The following is a 19,959-nucleotide window of genomic DNA, read 5'->3' on the forward strand; positions in this document are numbered from 1 at the left end:
GCTCCGCTTCCCAAGAGTTTTTGTCGAGAATCCGCCGAAATCGGACAAATCTGCTTGGGAAGCGGTGCGCAAGCAAGCCTCAGCGGCCGAAGGCGGGCTGCTCCTTCGCCAGGAACGCCCGGACTCCCTCGGCGAAGTCGGGGCCGGTGTAGACCTCGCGCAGCAGCTCCTCCTCGCCGGCGGGTGCGGCCTCAGCACCGCGAGCCCGAACCAGCAGCTGCGACTTGGTCACCTGCAGGGTGACCCGGGAGGCCTGGGTGATGCCGGTGACGAGCGCGGCAACCTCAGCCTCCAACGCCTCGGCGTCGGGGACGGCGGCGACCAGCGCACCGACGGCGTACGCCCGGTCGGCCGAAACCAGGCGGGAGGCCAGCAGCATCTCCCGGGTCAGCGGCTCACCGAACACGCTGGCGCACCGGTAGACCACGGAGGCGGAGAGCGCGTTGCCCAGCGTGCGCGCGATCGGGTACCCAAACCGCGAGCCGGTCGTGGCCACCCGCAGGTCGCAGTGCGTGGCCACCGCCAGCCCACCGCCCACGCAGACGCCGTCGACGGCGGCGATGGTGACCTGCGGCAGGCCGGCGATCATCTGCAGCAGCTCACCGATCCACCGTTCGTACGACGCCGCGTCGGTCTCGAGGAAGTCGCTGATCTCGTTGCCGGCGGCGAAGGCCTTGCCGCCGGCGCCGCGCAGCACCAGCACCCGGGCCGTGTCGTCGGCGGCGAGCTCGCCGCACAGCTGCCGCATCCGCTCGTACATCGCCTTGGTGAAGGCGTTGCGGCGCTCGGGCCGGTTGAACGTCACCTCCACCACGCCGGGCGCGAGGCGGTCACGGTCGATCAGCAGGTGCTCAGCGGTCACGGCCCGAAGAGTACGACGTCCCCACCGCCGCCCCGCCGAGCGCTCACGCCACGTAGATCAGCGCCACCCCGGCGAGTCCGATGAGCCAGGAGGCGAAGCTGCCGACGAGGAAGTACTCGGACAGGTCGCTGGGTCCCTCCTTCGCCCCGGCCTGCAGGTCGGGGAAGCGGAGCAGGCCCTTGGCGGCGACGACGATGGCGGCCGCGGTGACCTCACCGATGTGACCGAGGCCGACGATGAAGATCCGCTCCATGGGTCCGAGCAGCCGCCCGCCCTTGAGCTTCTTCTCGTTGGTGATCGCGGGCACGCCGACGGCGTCGAGGACGAGCCGGACGAGCAGGTTGCCGGTGGCGAGCTGGAGCAGGACGGCGCCGGCGGAGACGGTGACGTCGGCGACGGGCCAGGTGGCGAAGACGGTGTCGCGCAGCCAGCCGGGCCACAGCACCCATTCCTCCAGGGCGCCGGCGCCGAGCAGGCTGGCCGCCGCCCCGAGGCCGAGGCCACCGAAGGCCAGCGCCCGCCAGACCGGGGCCTCCAGCGCGTGCGCGACGAGGGCGGCAGAGGAGCCGATCACCCACAGGGTCAGCCCGAGGCCCATGCCGAGCCCGAGCAGGAGGGCGCCGCCGAGGGAGTCGCCGGTCCACAGCAGGAAGATGAGGACGAGCAGCCAGCCGATGCCGATCAGCACGGTGCGCCGGGTCGCGCTGACCCGGTCGCGGGTGGCGCGCAGCAGGTCGCACAACCCCACGATGACCAGGAACGCACCCAGCGCCAGCAGGCTCATCGCTCTCCTTCCACCACCTCGGCTTGCGAGACCTCGGTGTACGAGGCCCCGGCTTGCGAGGTCCCGAACGTACCCGTCGCCGCGGCGAGCACGAGGTGAGCATCGCGCACGGCCCCGACACCGCGGGCGAATTGCTGGGAGACGGCCCCCTCGGTGATGCCCTCCCGCTCGGCGAGCTCACGCTGGGTGGCGCCGCACAGCGCGCCGTCGAGGAGCCGGCGGCCGCGGTCGCTGAGCCGGTCGACGAGGGCGTCGCGGGTGAGCAGGAAGGCGTTGACCTGCCCGACCGCCGCCGCTGCCGCCGCCGCTCCCCCAGCCGCTGCCCCCGCCGCGGCGGACTCCCCGACGGACTCCCCCGCGTCGTACCAGCTGCGCGCAGCGCGCCGCCGCCCGAGCTCGTCGATCGCGGCGCGGGCGGCCCACCAGCCGGGCCCGTCCTGCAGCAGCGGTCGCCGCGAGGGGTCGTGCACGGTGACCTCGCCGGCGCCGTACCCGCAGCGCACGTCGACGACCTCCAACATCCGCAGCCGGATCAGCAGCCCGGCGAGCAGCGCGGTGGCGAGGTCGGCGGTGGCGCCCTGGAACTCGTCGCCGATGGTGGCCTCGAAGTCCTGCGCGGGCGCCAGGGCGGCGTTCACCTCGGTGAGTACGTCGCCGAGCCGGCGCTGTGCGGCGGCGCGGTCGGGCAGCCGGCGGGAGCCGACGAGGTCGCCGATCACGGTGAACACCACTTCAGCATAGACCTACACTTCCGTGAACTTAAGTCCTTTCCTAAAGAAGTGGGAACTTCAGATCCAGCCGCGACGCACCAGCACGTCGCGCAGCGGCGTCAGCACGGTCGCCGCCCCGAGCAGCACCCCGGCGGTGTTCGCCACGGCGTCGCGCCAGTCCATCTGCCGGGTCGCGGTGAGCGTGCCCTGCGCGACCTCGAGGCCGATCCCGAGCAGCACGACACCGGCGCAGGCGAGCAGCAGCGGCGTACCGCGCCGGAACACCTGCACCGCCGCGGCGGCGAGCACGCCGTAGGTCAGGAAGTGCTGCCACTTGTCGGCATTGGGCACCTCCGGCCCCGGCGGCGGCGAGCCGAGGGAGAGCGCGACCACCACGACCAACGACGCCAGCCACAGCCCGAGCCACAGCGAGGCATGCTGCAGGGACGGCTTCACCGGCGCCCACCCACACCACGCCGCACACCACGCCCACCACCACGCCCACCCGCACGCCGCTCACTGAGCAGCACCGCTGCCAGCACCCCGGCAAGCGCTCCGAACAGGTGCCCCTGCCAGGAGACGCCGGGCTGACCGGGCAGCACGCCCCACAGCACGCCGCCGTAGATCAGCAGCACGACGATGCCGAGCACGATCTCGCCGGGCTTGCGGTCGACGAACCCCTGTACCGCCAAGTAGGTGATCCAGCCGAAGATCAGCCCGGAGGCACCGAGGTGCACCGAGTCGCTGCCGGCGACCAGCCACACCGCCAGCCCGCTGGCGAGCCAGATGATGGCGGTGGCGGCCAGTCCGCGGACCAGGCCGGTGACGAGGGCGAGGAAGCCGAGGACGAGGGCCGGTCCGGTGTTGGCGCCGAGGTGGTCCCAGCCGCCGTGCAGCAGCGGCGCGGCGAGGACCCCGCCGAGCCCCTCGGCGTCGCGCGGGCGGATGCCCCAGCCGTCGAGGCGGTGCGCGAGCAACCCGTCGAGCAGCTCCACCGCCCACAGCAGTACGACGAACCCGACCGCCACCGCCCCCGCGACCTGCCACCCGGGCCGCTGCCCCCGCGAACCCTGTCCCCCAGACCACCGTCGCCCAGGCCGCTGTCGTCCGGGGCGCTGTCGGCGGGTGTCCATGCGCCCAGTCTGCAGGGACGCCCCGACCTGGCCGACCCGACCTGGCCGACCCGACCTGGCCGCCCCGACCTGGCCGACCCGACCTGGCCGCCCCGACCTGGCCGCGTCGGGCGCTCAGCCCCAGACGGCGACCCAGTACTGCACGCCGTACGGATCGTCGTCGTAGAGCACGTCGGCCTCGGCGATCGAGCGCCCGGCGAGCACGCCCAACGCCCCGGTGTCCGCCCACAGCTCTGCGGCCAGCGCGGGGTCGGCGGAGCCGAGGTCGGCGGCGAGCGCGGCATCGAAGCCGGCGGCGCGGTCGTCGAGGTGCCCGGGCGCCTTCTCGCTGCGCTTGGCGGAGCCGTTGCCGACCACGAGCACCCCGGTGACGGCATCGGCCGCATCGGCACCCGCCGACTCAGCACCCACCGCCGCCAACAACACCGCCGCCACCTTCTCCCCACCCGCATCGGAGGCGTGCACCCGCACCCGCGACCCGAGCCGGGCGACGGCGGTCAGGCACGCGGCCCGCAGGTCGGCGACGGGGTCCGTCAGGGAGGCGTTCTCGGGCAGCAGCGCCCGCACACCGGGCACGAGCGCGACCGGGATCGCGGCAGGGGTGGGGGTGCTCACTGCAGCCCCCGGATCGCGCGCAGCGGCGGCCGCCGTCCGGCGATGCTGCACACCATGTCGACGGTCTGGCGGGTCTCGACGACCTGGTGCACGCGATAGATCCGGGCGCCGGCGAGGGCGCACACCGACGTCGCGGCCAGGGTCCCCACCAACCGCTCCCCCACCGGCAGGCCGAGGGTCTCGCCGACGAAGTCCTTGTTGGACAGCGAGACCAGCACGGGCCAGCCGGTGGCGACCATCTCGCCGAGGCGGCGGGTGAGCTCGAGGGAGTGGAAGGTGTTCTTGCCGAAGTCGTGGGCGGGGTCGATGACGATGGACTCAGCCGCGACGCCGGCGGCCAGCGCCCGCTCGGCGTACGCGGTGGTGTCGGCGATCGCGGCGGCGACGACGCCGCCGGGGCCGTCGTAGCTGATCCGGTAGGGCCGGGTCCGCGGCGTCACGCCGCCGGTGTGGGTGCAGATGATCGCGGCGTCGTGCTGCGCGGCGACGTCGACGAGCTCGGGGTCGGCGCCGCCCCAGGCGTCGTTGAGGACATCGGCGCCGGCAGCGCAGACGGCGTCGCCGACCTCGGCGCGCCAGGTGTCGACGGAGATCACCAACCCCGGGAAGGACTCCCGCACCCGCGCCACGAAGTCCACGACCCGTGCCTTCTCCTCGGCCGGGGAGATCTCGACGCCGGGGGCGGCCTTGATGCCGCCGATGTCGACGATCTCGGCGCCCTGGGCGACGACCTCGGCGACGCGCGCGAACGCGGCGTCCTCGGCCCAGGTCGCGCCCTGGTCGAAGAACGAGTCCGGGGTCCGGTTGACGATCGCCATCATCAACGTCGCCTCGTCGGCGAACGCGTGGCGCCCGAGCCTCAAGGTCACAGCCATCCCTCCGCAGGTTCCCGCTCGAGGACCGGTACGGCGCGCTCGAGCGGCTCCAACCCTCGCAGGTACTGCCGCAGCACCACGTCCCCGGTGGCCGAGATGGCGGCCGAGCCGGCGCGCGCCAGCGCGGCGGCGAGGATCTGGGTGGCCATCCCGCCGAGGTCCCGCAGCGCCTGGTGCCGGTGGGCGCGGGTCCCGAGCCCGACCTGCGCGATCGCCTCGGGTCCGCGGGCACGGACGGTGTCGACGAGGGCGGCGAGCTCGACGGCGTAGCCGGTGGGCACGGACAGCGAGGCGAACCAGTCGCGTCGTACCGCCCACTCCCCCGCGAGCGGCTGCACCAGCTCTCCCAGCGAGGGGAAGAGCAGCGCGATCAGGGGCCGGGCGACGAGCTCGGTGACCCGGCCGCCCTCGAGCGGCCCGTCGGCGCCGGGCCGGTCGTAGAAGCCCTTGACCAGCTGCACGGCGGGGTCGGTGAGCAGCGGCCCGAGCAGGCCGGGCACGAAGTGGGTGTCCCAGTCGTGCAGGTCGGCGTCCATGAACACCACCAGGTCGCCGGTGGTGACGAACAGCGACTTCCACATCGCCTCGCCCTTGCCGGGGTGGGTGCCGAGGTCGGGGCGGATCTCGGCGGCGCGGTGCACCCGGGCGCCAGCGGAGGTGGCCACGGCGTAGGTGTCGTCGACGGAGTCGGAGTCGATGACCACGATCTCGTCGACGAGGTCGACGGTCTCCATCAGCGTCTCGCGGACCCGGGTGACGACGTCGCCGACGGTGGCCGCCTCGTTGCGCGCCGGTACGACAAGGCTGACCCGCTGGCGCTGCTCGGCCTTGGCGTCCAGGAGCCGCTCCAGGGTCCAGTCGTCCCAGTGGGCGGCGCGGATCCCCATGCCCGGCAACCTACCGGCCCCCTCCGGCGCAGGATGCGCTGCATCCTCCGGCACCAGCCGGGGCTGAGCGGCGGCTCGCGCCCTCAGCGCTCAGGCGCGCTCAGCCGTGCTCGGGCGCGGCGAGTGCCGTTCCAGGTGTGGGCAGTTCCCGCGGCCGTACTTCTGTCGGCACTGCCGGGCGCGTTGCCATCTGCGAAGCCGTCGGCGCATGCCCCGATGCTTGCGGCTCGGGACGGGAGTGTCAGGTGATGTGGCCCCACGCAGGACAAAGTCGCCAGTTCTGGGGATCAGGAGGCCAGGTAACCGCGGACGGCGCGCACCAGGGCGCGGGCGTAGCGGGCCCGCACGCGGGCGTCGGCGACCAGCTCCGCGTCGCCGGGGTGGCGCATGTTGGCCAGCTCCACCATCACGGCGGGCACCGCGGAGTGGTTGAGCGTGCCCAGGTCGTCCCGGACGGCGATGCCGCCGGACCCCGTGTACGTCGACCGCGAGAACCCGGCGCGCACCAGGGCGTCCCGGACCTGCTCGGCGAGCCGGCGCGAGGGCGCGACGAGGTCCGCGGCCCGTCCGGTTCGGGCGCCGGGCGCGATGACGTGGAAGCCCCGCGCGCCGGGGGCCGTCACGCCGTCGGCGTGGATGCTGATCCGCAGGTCCGCGGTGGGCCCGGCGGCGCCGGGGTTGCCGATCGTGCCGCGGACGTCGAGGCACGGCCCCCAGGCCTCGTCACTGTTGGACGTCCGCGTCAGCAGCACCCGGGCGCCCAGGCGGCGCAGCATCCGCTTCGCCTCCCCCGCGACCTCCCAGGTGAAGGTCGCCTCCGGGTAGCCCGCGTCCGTGGCGGTGCCCGTGGTGTTGCACGGCTTGGTGAACTCACCGGCGTCGACGGGTGCGTTGATCCGCGCTGCGTGGTTGCGGTTGCCGAGCTGGTGGCCGGGGTCGAGCACGACGACCTTGCCGGCGAGCGGCTTCGGCGCGGTGGGCGGCGCAGCACTGCCCGAGGCCGGCGCGCCCGCACCGGGCGCGACCGAGGGCGTCGCGGCGTGATCACGGGTCGTACCGCCGTCCCCGCACCCGGCCGCCAGCACCGACAACGCGAGCGCCGCGGCCGCTGCCCCTGGAAGAAGCCGGACGGTCACGGGTAGCCGAGCACGTCCTGCCGCTTCTCCCCCCACGCCAGGGCAGAGGCAATGGCCTCGTCGAGCGACAGCTCGGTGCGCCAACCCAGCAGCTCGGCGGCCTTGTCGGCGTTCGCGTACGCACCTGCGGCGTCACCGGGCCGCGCCGGCGCCTCGACGACGGGGATGGGCCGCCCGACGACGCGCTCCACGGCGGCGAGCAGCTCGCGCACGGTGACGCCGTGGCCGCCCCCGAGGTTGAGGTACGTGTAGGGCGCGCCCACCTTGGCGAGCACGTTGTCGAACTCCTCGACGGCGCGCACGTGCGCCCGCGCCAGGTCCCAGACGTGGATGTAGTCGCGGATGCCGGTGCCGTCGCGGGTGGGGTGGTCGGTGCCGGTCAGCGTGAACGCCTCCCGCTGCCCCAGGGCCGCCTGCGCCATCAGCGGCACGACGTGCGTGGCGTCGCGCAGGTGGTAGCCGGTCTCCAGGTCGGGGTCGGCGCCGATCGGGTTGAAGTAGCGCAGGATGATCGCGCGCAGCGAGGTGGCCTTCGCCAGGTCCTCCAGCATCATCTCCATCATCCGCTTGGTCCGCGCGTACGGCGACGTCGGATCGACCGGGTCCTCCTCGGTGACCTCGAACTGCGGCGTGAGCGCATAGAGGGAGGCGGTGGAGGAGAAGATGATCCGCGGCTTGCCGAGCGCGGTCAGCGCGTCGAACATCTCCAGCGACTTCGCCACGTTGTCGCGGTAGTACTCGTACGGCTGCTCCACCGACTCCGGTACGACGATCCGCGCCGCCATGTGGATCGTGGCCTCGAGGTCCGGGTGCTCGGCGACGACACGCCCGAGCAGGTGGCGGTCAGCGATGTCGCCCTCGTACGCGATGCGATCACCGACGTAGCCGCGCGGCCCGGAGAGGAAAGAGTCGAGGACGACGGGCGTGTGCCCGGCGCGTTCGAGCGCCTTCGCGGTGATCGAGCCGAGATAGCCGGCGCCGCCGGTGACGAGGACCTTCATGAGGCCGAGCGTAGTGGCCCTATCGCACTGTGACGCACGCGACAGTAACTCGGGCAAAGGCTTGGAAAAACCGCCTCCACAGCCCGCGATCCGCCCGTAGGGTGAGCAATCAGTTGTGCGCCACACGGTCGTGGGGGCCCGGCAGCACTCGCCGAAGTCTGGGGAGCTCACGCGATGACAATGATGCAACGAACCCGGCAGAAGGTCGCCTCCGAGCCGAGCCGTGCCCTGCGCTGGCTCCCGCTCACGCTGCTCGCCCTCGACCTGGTCGCGCTCGCCGCGGCGGGTCTGATCGCGCTGTGGGGCCGCCACGGCCTGACCGTGTTCAGCACGCCTACCGGTCTGCAGGAGAGCCTCGGCGTCGCCGGCGTGCTGACCCTGCCGGCGTGGTTGGCCGCGATCGGGATCGCCGGCGGGTACGACCGCCAGGTGCTCGGTGCCGGGCCGGACGAGTTCAAGCGGGTCGTCCGCGCCACGTTCGTCACCGCCGGCGCCCTGGGCGTCGGCTGCTTCCTGGCGAAGTACCAGCTGTCCCGCGGCTTCTTCCTCCTCGCGTTCGCCGCCGGGCTCGTCCTGCTCCTCTGCGTGCGCCTGGCGATGCGCAAGGTGCTGCACCGGGCGCGGCGACGCGGCCACCTCCAGGAGCGCGTCCTCGTCGCCGGCACCCCGCAACGCATCGACGAGATCAGCCGCGTGCTGAGCCGTGAGTCGTGGCTGGGCTACGGCGTCATCGGAGCCGTGGTGACGACGCCCTCGGCGTCGTCGCTCGAGGAGACCGCCGCGGGCGTTCCGGTGCTCGGCTCCGCCGCCGACCTGCTCGACGTCGCCGAGCAGAACGCCGCCGACGTCATCTTCCTGACCGGCAGCGTCCTCGGCTCGGGCGAGGACGTCAAGCGGCTCGTCTGGGAGGTGGAGCAGCACGGCATCGAGGTCGTGATCGCGCCCAGCGTGGTCGACATCTCCCAGGAGCGCATCAACGTCCGGCCCGTGGGCGGGGTGCCGCTGATCCACGTCGGACACGCCCGCTGGGCCCACGCCGGCCGCGCCAGCAAGCGGGTCTTCGACGTCGTCGGCTCGGCGACGTTGATCACCCTGCTGTCGCCCGTCTTCCTCTTCGCCGCAGTGCAGATCTGGCTGCACGACCGAGGACCGCTGCTGTTCAAGCACCACCGGGTCGGACGGCACAGCGAGCGGTTCGAGTGCCTGAAGTTCCGCACCATGGTCGTGGACGCCGAGGCGCAGGTGGAGAAGCTGCAGCAGAAGACCGGCCAGGCCGCGTTGTTGTTCAAGATGAAGGACGACCCGCGGATCACCAAGCCGGGCAAGTGGATGCGCCGGTTCTCGGTCGACGAGCTGCCCCAGCTGTTCAACGTGCTGCGCGGCGACATGAGCCTGGTGGGTCCCCGGCCGCAGGTGCAGCGGGAGGTCGATCTCTACGAGAGCGGCATGGAGCGCCGGCTCCTGGTGCGTCCCGGCATGACCGGCTTGTGGCAGGTCTCCGGCCGGAACGACCTCACGCCGCAGGAGGCCATGCGGCTGGACGTGTACTACGTGGACAACTGGTCGATGATCCAGGACATCGCGATCCTGTTCCGCACGGTGACCGCTGTCTTCGGCTCTCGCGGGGCGTACTGAGCCAGAAGGACGGAAGGGGCGGCATGCTGCACACGCAGCGGCTGCCCCTCCTTCCGTCGTCGCCGTTCCTAATCGTCCAGAAGCTCGAGAAGGTAGCGGCCGTAGCCGCTCTTCAGCAGCGGCTGGGCGAGCTCAGCGAGCCGGTCGTCGTCGATGAAGCCCATCCGCCAGGCCACCTCCTCCGGCGCCCCGACCTTGGTGCCCTGGCGCGCCTCCAGCGCCCGCACGAAGTTGGAGGCGTCGTTGAGGTCGTCGAAGGTTCCGGTGTCCAGCCACGCCGAGCCGCGGGGCAGCACCTCGACCTGCAACCGGCCCTCCTCCAGGTAGAGCCGGTTCAGGTCGGTGATCTCCAGCTCACCGCGCGGCGACGGCGTCAACGTCTTGGCCTTCTCCACCACGTCCGAGCCGTAGAAGTACAGTCCCGGCACCGCGTAGTGGCTCTTCGGCTTCTCCGGCTTCTCCTCCAGCGACACGGCGCGGTTGTCGGCGTCGAACTCCACCACGCCGTAGGCCGTCGGATCGGCGACCCGGTAGCCGAACACCGCTGCCCCGTCGAGGCCGTCGAAACGGCGCAGCCGGGTGCCGAGACCCGCGCCGTAGAAGATGTTGTCGCCCAGCACCAGGCCGGCACCGCCCCCGGCGAGGTGGTCCTCACCGATCAGGAACGCCTGCGCCAGGCCGTCGGGGGACGCCTGCACCGCGTAGGTGATGTCGATGCCGAGCTGCGAGCCGTCGCCGAGCAGGCGCCGGAACTGGTCGGCCTCGTGGGGGGTGGTGATCACCAGCACCTCGCGGATCCCCGAGAGCATGAGGGTCGAGAGCGGGTAGTAGATCATCGGCTTGTCGTACACCGGCATCAGCTGCTTGCTGATCGCGTGCGTGATCGGGTGCAGGCGGCTCCCCGTCCCGCCCGCCAAGATGATCCCGCGCATGACCTGTCCCATCTTCCGGGGCGTGCTCCTGTGAATGGAGCACATTGTGGTCCATAGACTCGCAAGCGTGCAGCGCATCCTCGTGACCGGCGGAGCCGGATTCATCGGCTCGAACTTCGTCCATCACCTCATCGCCAACACCGACGCGTCGGTGACGGTGCTGGACAAGCTGACGTACGCCTCCACCCGGGAGTCCCTGGCCGGCCTGCCGGCCGACCGGGTGCAGCTGGTGGTCGGCGACATCGCGGACGCCGCGCTCGTCGAGCCGCTGGTCGCCGACCACGACGCGGTGGTGCACTACGCCGCCGAGTCGCACAACGACAACTCGCTCTCGGACCCCTCGCCGTTCATCCAGACCAACATCGTGGGCACCTTCGTGCTGCTCGAGGCCGTGCGCAAGGCGGGCGTGCGGTTCCACCACGTCTCCACCGACGAGGTGTACGGCGACCTCGAGCTCGACGACCCCGACCGGTTCACCGAGGCCACCGCCTACCAGCCGTCCTCGCCGTACTCGGCGTCCAAGGCGGGCTCGGACCATCTCGTGCGCGCCTGGGTGCGCTCGTTCGGCGTGCAGGCCACGATCTCGAACTGCTCGAACAACTACGGCCCCTGGCAGCACGTGGAGAAGTTCATCCCACGCCAGATCACCGAGGTCCTCGAAGGCCGCCGACCCAAGCTCTACGGCACCGGCGAGAACGTGCGCGACTGGATCCACACCGAGGACCACTCCTCGGCCGTGCTGCGCATCCTCGAGGCCGGACGGATCGGCGAGACCTACCTGATCGGCGCGGACGGGGAGAAGTCCAACCTGGAGGTCGTCCGCCTCATCCTGGAGCTGATGGGACGCGACGCCGACGACTTCGAGCACGTCAACGACCGCCCCGGCCACGACCTGCGCTACGCCATCGACTCCACCAAGCTGCGCACCGAGCTCGGCTGGACGCCGATGTTCTCCGACTTCGAGTCCGGCCTGGAGCAGACCATCCGCTGGTACGAGCAGAACGCCGAGTGGTGGGCGCCGCACAAGCACGCCACGGAGTCCGCCTACGCCGCGAAGGGCCAGTGAGCACGCCGGTGTCGGACGAGCTGCGGATCGAGTCGACCTCCGTCCCGGGCCTCCTCGTCGTGCACCTGCCGGTCCACGGCGACGAACGCGGCTGGTTCAAGGAGAACTGGCAGCGGGAGAAGATGGTCGCCCTCGGGCTGCCCGACTTCGCCCCGGTGCAGAACAACATGTCGTTCAACGCCCACCGCGGCGCCACCCGGGGCATCCACACCGAGCCCTGGGACAAGTTCGTCTCCGTGGCCACCGGCAGGGTGTTCGCCGCCTGGGTGGACATGCGCGAGGGCCCGTCGTTCGGTACGACGTTCTGGACCGAGCTCGACGAGCACACCGCGGTCTTCGTGCCGCGCGGTGTCGGGAACTCCTACCAGGCGCTCACCGACGGCACCGTCTACTCCTACCTGGTCAACGACCACTACGTGCCCGGGCGCACCTACCCCGCGCTCCACCTCGCCGACCCCACAGCAGGCATCCCCTGGCCGATCCCGCTGGACTCGACCGAGGTCGAGATCTCCGCCAAGGACCGCGCCAACCCGTTGCTGGATGCGGTGGCGCCGATGGCGCCGAAGAAGACGCTGATCATCGGCGCCCGCGGTCAGCTCGGTCGCGCCCTCGCTCCCCTCTTCCCCGGCGCCACGCTGGTCGACCTCGACGAGCTGGACCTCACCGCCCCCGCCGCGCTCGCCGCCTGGCCCTGGCGCGACTACGAGCTCGTCCTCAACGCCGCCGCCTACACCGCGGTCGACCAGGCCGAGACGACCGAGGGTCGCGCGGTCTGCTGGGCCGCCAACGCCGCCGCACCCGCGGCCCTGGCGCGGATCGCCGCCGAGCACCACCTCACCCTCGTGCACTACTCCACCGACTACGTGTTCGAGGGCTCGGACGTCGAGGGCGGCCACCGCGAGGACGAGCCGTTCGCGCCGCTCGGCGTCTACGGGCAGAGCAAGGCCGCCGGCGACCTCGCCGTGGCCACCGCGCCGCGGCACTACGTCCTGCGCACCTCGTGGGTCATCGGCGAGGGCCACAACTTCGTCCGCACGATGGCGAAGCTCGCCGCCGACGGTGTCGACCCCGTCGTCGTCGACGACCAGGTCGGTCGGCTCACCTTCACCAGCGACCTGGCGGCCGCCACCCACCACCTGGTCAGCACCGGCGCGCCGTTCGGCACCTACAACGCCACGAACACCGGTGCTGCGCGTTCCTGGGCCGACTACGCCCGCTCCGTCTTCACCCTCACCGGGCACGACCCCGCCCGGGTGGGCACCACCTCGACCGCCGCGTACGCCGAGGGGCGGAGCCCGTGGGCGCCGCGGCCGTTGCACTCGACCCTCAACCTCGACAAGCTCACCGCCTCCGGGTTCCGTCCGCGGGATGCGGACGACGCCCTCGGCGCCTACCTCCGTGAGCTCGGGGACTGACGAAGCTCCCGCTCACCACGTTTGTGCTCAGAGGATGGGCCACTACGGTAGGCGCGTTCCCGACCAGGAGGTTCCATGCTCGTCCTCGACTGCCCGACCCAGGCGTACGACTGGGGCTCCGTTGACGACATTCCCGGCTTCCAGCGACGCAACGGCGACGGCACCCCCGTGGCCGAGGTCTGGATCGGCACCCACCCCCTGGGCACCGCCACCGTCGCCGGCCCGGTCCATACCGGCCGCCCCTTGAGCGAGGTCGCGGGCGAGATGGGCCTGATGCTGAAGGTCCTGGCCGCCAACCGACCGCTCTCCATCCAGGTCCACCCCAACGCCGCCCGGGCGCGCGCCGGCTTCGAGGCGGAGAACGCCGCCGGCATCGCGCCCACAGCGCCCGAGCGGGTCTTCAAGGACCCGCACCCGAAGCCGGAGATGGTGTACGCCCTCTCCACCTTCGACAGCCTGGTCGGCTTCCGGCCCACCGCCGAGATCCTCCGGGTGCTGCTCCCGCTCCAGCACCCGGTGACCTCCGCGCTGGCGAAGAACCTGCGCCGTAACCCCGGGTTCGCCGGCATCGTGCGCCTCGTGGAGGGCCTGCTCCTCGACCCGCCCAGCGCGGACGAGGTCAAACAGGTCGTCGAGCTCTGCCACGACGCGCTGGCCGAGGGCATCGACATCAAGCGCGCCTACGCGACCGCGATCGAGATCGAGCGCTCCCACCCCGGCGACGTCGGGGTCGTGATCTCGCTGCTCCTCAACCGCCTCACGCTCCAGCCGGGTGAGGCTGCGTTCCTGGACACCGGGATCATCCACGCCCACCTCTCGGGCATGTGCCTGGAGGTGATGGTCTCCTCCGACAACGTCCTGCGCGCCGGTCTGACGTCGAAGCACGTGGACCCCACCGGCCTGGTGCGCTGCCTCGAGGAGGGCATGTCGCGGGTCGCCCGGGTCACGCCTCAGCTGTTCGGCACCTCCACGGACGTGTTCGCGCCGAGCCGCGACTTCGCGTTGTCCATCACGCAGAGCTCGCAGGCGGAGCCGGCGGGAGTCGTGCTGCCCGCGCAGGGACAGCGCCTGTTCGTCTGCACCGGCGGCGAGGTCGCGCTGATCAACGCCCGCGAGGAGATGATCCACCTGCGCCGCGGCGACGCGGGGTTCGCCGACGACACCGACGGCGAGATCCGCGTGATCGGCACCGGGGAGGTCGCGCAGGCGTTCGCCCCCTCGGGCGCGGCCGGGCGCCTCGACGACCTGATCTGACGCCTGATCTGAGCCGCGGTCAGCGGCGACGCAGGCCGGCCAGCGCCGGGCGGACGTCGGCCAGGTAGACCAGCGCTGCGACGGTCATCGCGAGGTTGATGATCGACAGGTTGAGGGGCACCAGCTGCAGCAGCACGCCCACGCCGAGGATCGCGCACCAGGTGGGCTTGGTCAGCTTGTCGGCGGCGACGTACGACTCGCCGGAGTAGAGCAGCGCGCTGACGAACGCGAAGATCTTGAGCACGAGCAGCACGAAGGCGATCGCGAGGTTGATGTACAGCTCGACTTCGTTGATCGGTCCTACGAATCCACCACTCATGATGCGTCGATCCTACCTATCGGTCGCTGGGCTGGAGGAGACACGGCGGACCGCTGAACCCTCCGAGACACGACAGCAGCCCCGGAACGTCGCTCCGGGGCTGCTGTTCGTGCGCGGCTGGCTCAGCTGGTCGCCTTCTTGGCCGGCGCCTTCTTCGCGGTCGCCTTCTTGGCGGGCGCCTTCTGCGCGGTGGTCTTCTTGGCCGGGGCCTTCTTCGCGGTCGCGCTCTTGGCGGAGGGCGACTTCTTCACGGTCGCCTTCTTGGCGGGGGCCTTGGCCGGAGGGGCGTTGCGGGCGACCGGCGGCGCGGGGACGGTCACGGTGATCGTGGTCCGCGAGCGGCCCTCCTTCAGCTTGTCCACGACGCTCTCGCCGCGCTTGGCGAGGTCGGAGTAGAGCGCGGTGGCGACCGCCAGGTTGGCGTCGATCTTCTCCTTGACGGTGCTCTGCGCCTTGTCGACGGTGCTCTGCACCTTGCCTGGGAGCGCCTTGGCCTCGGTCTGCAGGTCGGAGATGCGTGCCTCGACCTTGCCCTTGCCGTCGGCGAGGCTGCTCACGGCCTTGTCCTGGATGCTCTTGGGCTCGGGGAGCTCGAAGTTCTTGACGTTGGTCTGCACCTCGGCCACGTAGCCGAGCACCTTCTCGAACGCCAGGTCGGTCGCGCCGACGCCCGCGAGGAGCGGCTTGGTGGCGACGGGGACGTCGGGGAGGTCGATGGTCTTGAGGTCGATGGTGGGGACCTCGATCTTGGGGAGCGCGATCTTCGCCATTCTTCTCACCTTTCGTTGGTGATGCTGTCGGTGTCGGTCTCGGTGGTGCGCGACGCGTCCAGGTCGGCTGACCCGTCCGGAGGCGGTGGCGCCTCGTCCGGGGTGCGGGCGGCATCGGCCGCGTTCAGCGCCAGGAACGATGTGTAGACATCGAGGAGCGACTGCTTCTGCCGCTCCGTGAGGGCGGTGTCGCCGAGGACGGCGAGCTCCACCGATCCCCCCACGCCGTCTTCCGGGCTGAGGATCCCGGCCTGGATGTAAAGCTGCTCCGCGGAGATCCGCAGGGCCTTGGCGATCTGCTGCAGCACCTCGGCCGACGGCTTGCGAAGCCCTCTCTCGATCTGGCTCAGGTACGGGTTGGAGACGCCGGCGAGCTCGGCGAGCTGCCTCAGGGAGAGTCGCGACGACAGTCGCTGCTCCCGGAGGTACTCCCCGAGCGATCCGACGGTCTTGCCGACCACGTTCTTGGCCATGCGTTCCATAGTGCTAGCAAAAGTTAGCAATTGCAAGCAATTGAGCATGCAGACTCTGGACCAGGGCCCGAACGGAGGCGGCGCGTCGGTACGATCGCGACGTGTCGAGCCCTCCCGTCCCCCAGCACTGCCCCTCGCCGCGGGAGCTGGACGACCTCGAGCTGCTGGCCTCCGGAGCGGCGGGACCGATCCTCGGGTTCGACGAACCGGGAAGCCCGATCACCCTGGACCTGCCCGACACGCTGCGGCGCCACCTCGAGGACGGCCACGAGGTCGAGCTGGTGGACCCCGAAGGCATGCCGCTCGCGCGGGTCGCGAAGTCCCCGCGGGGCCTGAGCGTCACGCCGCTGGCGCACGCCCAGTTCGGCCCCTTCCGTTCCCACTACCTCTCCCCCGACGCCACGCGCGCCGCCTACCCCGGGCGCACCGTCGTCCCGGTGAGCGACCTGCTGACGGATGCGCAGCTGGAGCAGGTGCGGGGGCTCGGCCCGGTGCTGTTCGCCGTCCTGGTCGGGCACGGCCGGCCCGCTGTGAGCCCGGTCGCGCTGCTGCGGGCGACCCTGCGGGTGGCCGAAGAGATCGACGCCGCGGTCGTGGCCATCCCGTTGGCGGACCACGGCTCCGCATCCGACGCGGCGCTGCGCGACGCCGTGCTCGCCGCCTACGCCGGCACCGACCGCGTCGTGGAGCTGACCGCGGACGGCACCACGCTGCCCCAGCTCGCCGACATCGCGGCCCAGGAGCATCCCGCGCCCACGGAGCAGGGCCTGGCGCTCTTCTTCACCGGCCTGTCCGGCAGCGGCAAGTCGACGCTCGCGCGGGCCCTGATCGATCGCCTGCTGGAGCAGGGCACTCGCTCGGTCACCAGCCTCGACGGCGACGTCGTACGCCGCAACCTGTCGGCCGGGCTCGGGTTCTCCCGGGAGGACCGGGAGACCAACATCCGGCGCATCGGCTGGGTGGCCGCCGAGATCGCCCGGCACGGCGGCGTCGCGGTGTGCAGCCCGATCGCGCCGTACGACGAGACTCGCCAGCAGGTGCGGGCGATGGTCGAGGCCGCCGGTGGCGCCTTCTTCCTGATCCACGTCGCCACGCCGGTCGCCGAGTGCGAGCGACGCGACCGCAAGGGCCTGTACGCCAAGGCCCGCCGTGGCGAGATCCCCGAGTTCACCGGCATCTCCTCGCCCTACGAGGAGCCGACCGACGCCGACGTGCGCGTCGACACCACCGCCCGCAGCATCGAGGAGGCGCTCGCCGACGTCACCGACGCCCTGCGCACCGCCGGCTACCTCGACCTTCCACGCCAGGGGGCGCCAGGGCCGGCACCGCTATCCAGACCCATCGAGACTCAACCCGTCGAGCCCCGTCCTGCCGAGACGACGCTGCGCGTGCTGTTCGTCTGCACGGCGAACATCTGCCGCTCGCCCTACATGGAGCTGCGGGCGCGCAGCCTCGCCGGCGACGCTGCGAAGGTGAGCTTCACCAGTGCCGGCACGCACGGCTTCACCGCGCACCCGGTCGACGCCACGATGGGTCAGGTGCTGCGCGAGCGCGGCGTCGGCGGCGAGCTCATCGAGGGATTCGCGAGCAGGTCCGTCACCCGCGAGCTCATCGCCGGGGCCGACCTCGTGCTGACCGCGGAGGCCTCGCACCGCGCGTACGTGCTCGAGGAGGCCCCGCAGTCGTTCCGCAAGGTGTTCACGCTCGGCCAGTTCGCGGCGTCGGCAGCCCGCGTGGACGACGCCCTGACCGGGCGGCGGCTGGTGGAGGCCGCGGGACATCGCCGGGCCGGCGCCGCGCCCGAGCACGACGTGCGCGACCCGTATCGCCGCGGCAAGGCCGCGGCCGAGGCCTCAGCCGACCAGATCGACCGGTTGCTCGGCGAGGTGCTGCCCCGCCTGGGCGGTCTGGCCGGCAGCGAACGCGCGCCCGAAGCCCACAGCCACGGGTAGGGAGACCAGCGCCCATGCCAGGGCTACCGCCAGGATGATCGTCATGCCGGTGGGTTACCCACCTGAAACCGAGAGCATGCCTACGGGTTTTCGAGGGCCCTCTGGCGGGGCCTGTGGAGCGAGCCGCGGTCAGTCACGGCCGTAGAGGTCGCGCGTGTAGACCTTGGCGGCGACGTCGGCCAGGCGCTCGGTGCGCCGGTTCGCGATGATGACGTCGGCGCGGCGCTTGAACTCGTCGAGGTCGCGGACGACCTCGGAGTTGAAGAAGGAGTCCTCGGCCAGCTCGGGCTCGAAGATGATCACCGGGATGCCCTTGGCCTTGATCCGCTTCATCACGCCCTGGATGGAGGACATCCGGAAGTTGTCGGAGCCGGCCTTCATGACCAGGCGGTAGATGCCCACGACCGCGGGCCTGCGCCGCAGGACGTCGGCGGCGACGAAGTCCTTGCGCGTGGTGTTGGCGTCCACGATCGCGCTGATCAGGTTCTGCGGCACGTCGTGATAGTTGGCCTGGAGCTGCTTGGTGTCCTTCGGCAGGCAGTAGCCGCCGTAGCCGAAGGAGGGGTTGTTGTAGTGCGACCCGATCCGCGGATCGAGCCCGACACCGTCAATGATCTGCCGGGTGTCGAGGCCGTGGGTGAGGGCGTAGGTGTCGAGCTCGTTGAAGTAGGCGACCCGCAGCGCCAGGTAGGTGTTGGCGAACAGCTTGATCGCCTCCGCCTCGCTGGAGCCGGTGAACAGCACCGGGATGTCCTCGGCGAGGGCGCCGTCGGCCAGCAGCTTCGCGAAGGTGTGAGCGGGCTCTGTGTCCGCGCCGATGACGATGCGCGACGGGTGCAGGTTGTCGTGCAGGGCGCGGCCCTCGCGGAGGAACTCCGGGCTGAAGATGATCGAGGCACCCAGGTGTCGCTGTCGGAGCTGGTCGGTGAAGCCCACAGGCACGGTCGACTTGATGATCACGGTGGCGGACGGGTTGTGGTCGAGAGCGTCGGCCGTGACGGACTCGACGGAGGTCGTGTTGAAGTAGTTCGTCTCCGGGTCGTAGTCCGTGGGGGTGGCCACGATGACGAAGTCCGCGTCGGCGTACGCCTCGGCCTTGTCGAGGGTCGCAGTCAAGGAGAGCGAGCGCGTCGCGAGGTAGTCCTCGAGCTCGACGTCGATGATCGGAGACCGGCGCTTGTTCACCAGCGCCACCCTCTCGGCGTCCACGTCCAGCGCCCACACCTCGTTGCACTGCGCCAGGATGACTGCGTTGGACAGACCGACGTATCCGGTGCCGACGACCACGATCTTCACGTGCGCAGCCTAGGGCCCGCTACTTCCGCCGAGGGCCACCCGCAAGATCGACGGAGTGATCCGAGCCCCACAGCACCGACAGGGGCAGCGCCCACATCCCGGGCCGAAACACGTGTCCCCGGGGCGCGGTGTGGAGCACGATCCCGGCGCGCAAGCGCGCACCGGCCCGCGCGGCGAGCGCCTCCAGGCTGCGGAACTGGTGCGGGCGGAAGCTGCTCGCCGTGCGGGCCTCGACGGCGTACAGCGACTCGTCGTCGAGCTCGATGAGCAGATCCACGTGCAGTCCGTTGCGTTCGCGCAAGTGGCTGAGGCGGTAGGGCACCGAGCTGTCACCCGCCTGGTCGATCAGCTGGTTGACCACGAGGTTGAGCAGCAGCGGCCGCAACCGCCGTCGACCGCTGACCTCGAGGAGCTCGGCTCGTGCGATGCCGCTCAGACGGTATGCCAGGCCCGGGTCTGCAAGGACCACGCGAGGACGAGCCACGGCCCGTTTCGCGACGGAGCTCGTCGCACCCGGTAGCAGGCGGATCAGTCCGAGATCGACCAGCAGGTCGACGTACGGCGGCAGCGTGGTCACCGGGATCCCGGCCTCCCGCGCCACCCTGGCCAAGTTGACCTCTGCCATCGGCGCGCCTGCCAGCGCCGCGAGCAGGGCAAGCACCCTCTCCGGATCCGTACGGCGCTGCCCCCGGAGCCGGGTCCGGAGCTCCTCGAGACGACTGTTGTCGGCCTCGCCGGGCACCGCCGCGGCCAGGTAGTCAGCGATCCCCCACGAGGAGTACGCCTCGGGAGGGGCAAGGGCACGGGTGCCGAGCCGGGCGACGAAGGCGGTCACACCTCAGCC

At 71.5% G+C, this 19,959-nt stretch carries 21 protein-coding genes; 5 read left to right on the forward strand and 16 right to left on the reverse strand.

From position 1 onward, the window contains the following. Positions 1-79 precede the first annotated feature (79 nt). The 10 genes from KG111_RS15485 to galE all read right to left on the reverse strand — a co-directional run bounded on the left by KG111_RS15485 (position 80) and on the right by galE (position 8,003). Positions 80-862, reverse strand: a complete 783-nt coding sequence (locus tag KG111_RS15485) for an enoyl-CoA hydratase-related protein (RefSeq protein ID WP_205289673.1) — start codon at positions 860-862, stop codon at positions 80-82. Positions 863-905: 43 nt separating this feature from the next. Further along, entirely contained in the window at positions 906-1,646 is a 741-nt protein-coding gene (locus KG111_RS15490) for a hypothetical protein (protein ID WP_205289674.1), read from the reverse strand. Continuing rightward, positions 1,643-2,374, reverse strand: coding sequence for a SatD family protein (locus KG111_RS15495; protein WP_205289675.1), 732 nt, complete (start codon positions 2,372-2,374; stop codon positions 1,643-1,645). The genes KG111_RS15490 and KG111_RS15495 overlap by 4 nt, the downstream gene beginning before the upstream one ends. 60 nt (positions 2,375-2,434) lie before the next feature. After that, positions 2,435-2,812: a VanZ family protein gene (locus KG111_RS15500; RefSeq protein WP_205289676.1), complete on the reverse strand. Its 378-nt coding sequence runs from the start codon at positions 2,810-2,812 to the stop codon at positions 2,435-2,437. After that, a complete protein-coding gene (locus KG111_RS15505; protein WP_249666166.1) occupies positions 2,809-3,384 on the reverse strand; it encodes a rhomboid family intramembrane serine protease in 576 nt (191 codons plus the stop codon). The genes KG111_RS15500 and KG111_RS15505 overlap by 4 nt, the downstream gene beginning before the upstream one ends. 219 nt (positions 3,385-3,603) lie before the next feature. Next, a complete protein-coding gene (locus KG111_RS15510; protein WP_249666167.1) occupies positions 3,604-4,104 on the reverse strand; it encodes a class III extradiol ring-cleavage dioxygenase family protein in 501 nt (166 codons plus the stop codon). After that, positions 4,101-4,979: a dihydropteroate synthase gene (folP, locus tag KG111_RS15515; RefSeq protein WP_205289678.1), complete on the reverse strand. Its 879-nt coding sequence runs from the start codon at positions 4,977-4,979 to the stop codon at positions 4,101-4,103. The genes KG111_RS15510 and folP overlap by 4 nt, the downstream gene beginning before the upstream one ends. Next, a complete protein-coding gene (locus KG111_RS15520; protein WP_205289679.1) occupies positions 4,970-5,866 on the reverse strand; it encodes a glucosyl-3-phosphoglycerate synthase in 897 nt (298 codons plus the stop codon). The genes folP and KG111_RS15520 overlap by 10 nt, the downstream gene beginning before the upstream one ends. Positions 5,867-6,153: 287 nt before the next feature. Continuing rightward, entirely contained in the window at positions 6,154-7,002 is an 849-nt protein-coding gene (locus KG111_RS15525; protein WP_205289680.1) for an N-acetylmuramoyl-L-alanine amidase family protein, read from the reverse strand. Continuing rightward, entirely contained in the window at positions 6,999-8,003 is a 1,005-nt protein-coding gene (galE, locus tag KG111_RS15530) for a UDP-glucose 4-epimerase GalE (RefSeq protein ID WP_205289681.1), read from the reverse strand. Before galE ends, KG111_RS15525 begins: the two co-directional genes overlap by 4 nt. Positions 8,004-8,183: 180 nt before the next feature. Here galE and KG111_RS15535 point away from each other — a divergent pair, with 180 nt between their 5' ends. Further along, the gene (locus tag KG111_RS15535) at positions 8,184-9,638 is read left to right on the forward strand and encodes a sugar transferase (protein ID WP_205289682.1); all 1,455 of its coding nucleotides are present in this window, start codon (positions 8,184-8,186) and stop codon (positions 9,636-9,638) included. A gap of 68 nt (positions 9,639-9,706) precedes the next feature. Here KG111_RS15535 and rfbA read toward each other — a convergent pair whose 3' ends face one another. Then, positions 9,707-10,570 (reverse strand): glucose-1-phosphate thymidylyltransferase RfbA, encoded by an 864-nt coding sequence (gene rfbA / locus KG111_RS15540; RefSeq protein WP_205289683.1) that lies wholly within the window; start codon positions 10,568-10,570, stop codon positions 9,707-9,709. Between the two features lie 67 nt (positions 10,571-10,637). On the opposite strand from rfbA, the gene rfbB reads away from it, so the two are divergent. The 3 genes from rfbB (at position 10,638) to manA (ending at position 14,305) form a co-directional block, all read left to right on the forward strand. Continuing rightward, the gene (gene rfbB, locus KG111_RS15545; protein ID WP_432806866.1) at positions 10,638-11,636 is read left to right on the forward strand and encodes a dTDP-glucose 4,6-dehydratase; all 999 of its coding nucleotides are present in this window, start codon (positions 10,638-10,640) and stop codon (positions 11,634-11,636) included. After that, a complete protein-coding gene (locus KG111_RS15550) occupies positions 11,633-13,051 on the forward strand; it encodes a sugar nucleotide-binding protein (RefSeq protein ID WP_249666168.1) in 1,419 nt (472 codons plus the stop codon). Before rfbB ends, KG111_RS15550 begins: the two co-directional genes overlap by 4 nt. 75 nt (positions 13,052-13,126) lie before the next feature. Continuing rightward, positions 13,127-14,305, forward strand: a complete 1,179-nt coding sequence (gene manA, locus KG111_RS15555) for a mannose-6-phosphate isomerase, class I (protein WP_205289685.1) — start codon at positions 13,127-13,129, stop codon at positions 14,303-14,305. Between the two features lie 19 nt (positions 14,306-14,324). Here the strand turns inward: manA and KG111_RS15560 are convergent, their stop codons facing one another. The 3 genes from KG111_RS15560 to KG111_RS15570 all read right to left on the reverse strand — a co-directional run bounded on the left by KG111_RS15560 (position 14,325) and on the right by KG111_RS15570 (position 15,867). Next, positions 14,325-14,624 (reverse strand): DUF2516 family protein, encoded by a 300-nt coding sequence (locus KG111_RS15560; protein ID WP_205289686.1) that lies wholly within the window; start codon positions 14,622-14,624, stop codon positions 14,325-14,327. Between the two features lie 122 nt (positions 14,625-14,746). Further along, on the reverse strand, positions 14,747-15,394 hold the full coding sequence (locus tag KG111_RS15565) for a hypothetical protein (protein ID WP_205289687.1): 648 nt from the start codon (positions 15,392-15,394) through the stop codon (positions 14,747-14,749). Positions 15,395-15,399: 5 nt separating this feature from the next. Next, complete coding sequence (locus tag KG111_RS15570) at positions 15,400-15,867, reverse strand: helix-turn-helix domain-containing protein (protein WP_205289688.1); 468 nt, start codon at positions 15,865-15,867, stop codon at positions 15,400-15,402. Between the two features lie 101 nt (positions 15,868-15,968). Here KG111_RS15570 and cysC point away from each other — a divergent pair, with 101 nt between their 5' ends. Then, positions 15,969-17,819 carry an adenylyl-sulfate kinase gene (gene cysC, locus KG111_RS15575; RefSeq protein WP_205289689.1) on the forward strand — a complete coding sequence of 617 codons (1,851 nt, stop codon included), beginning with the start codon at positions 15,969-15,971 and terminating at the stop codon, positions 17,817-17,819. 129 nt (positions 17,820-17,948) lie between these two features. Here cysC and KG111_RS15580 read toward each other — a convergent pair whose 3' ends face one another. Then, a complete protein-coding gene (locus KG111_RS15580; RefSeq protein ID WP_205289690.1) occupies positions 17,949-19,115 on the reverse strand; it encodes a nucleotide sugar dehydrogenase in 1,167 nt (388 codons plus the stop codon). Between the two features lie 19 nt (positions 19,116-19,134). After that, positions 19,135-19,950 carry a DUF8612 domain-containing protein gene (locus KG111_RS15585; RefSeq protein ID WP_205289691.1) on the reverse strand — a complete coding sequence of 272 codons (816 nt, stop codon included), beginning with the start codon at positions 19,948-19,950 and terminating at the stop codon, positions 19,135-19,137. Positions 19,951-19,959: the final 9 nt, after the last annotated feature.

Origin of the sequence: Nocardioides faecalis (assembly GCF_018388425.1) — a bacterium.
GTDB classification, from domain to species: Bacteria; Actinomycetota; Actinomycetes; order Propionibacteriales; family Nocardioidaceae; genus Nocardioides; species Nocardioides faecalis.